Genomic DNA, 260 nt, shown 5'->3' with positions numbered 1-260 from the left:
CATCGTGCCCTCGAGCAGGCACGGCTGGCCGGGGAGGCCGGGGAGGTGCCGGTCGGCGCGGTGTGGTGGACGCCGCCGGCGAGATCGTCGGCGAGGGCTACACCGCGCCGGTGGCGGGCCATGACCCCAGCGCCCACGCCGAGATCCGCGCCCGGCGCGATGCCGGCACGCGCCTCGGCAACTACCGCCTCGATGGCGGCACCCTGTTCGTGACCCTGGAGCCCTGCCTGATGTGCACCGGGGCGATCATCCACGCGCGG

The 260-nt window shown here is 75.8% G+C and carries 1 pseudogene; it reads left to right on the top strand.

Annotation, left to right across the window (positions count from 1 at the left end):
• Positions 1-260 (top strand): annotated as a pseudogene (locus tag CVH10_RS21825) (nucleoside deaminase); the annotation flags it as partial.

Origin of the sequence: Halomonas sp. ND22Bw (assembly GCF_003011945.1) — a bacterium.
Classification (GTDB): Bacteria; Pseudomonadota; Gammaproteobacteria; order Pseudomonadales; family Halomonadaceae; genus Halomonas; species Halomonas halophila.
The sequence above is the reverse complement of the archived record's forward strand: the minus strand, read 5'-3'. Positions and strand labels throughout refer to the sequence as shown.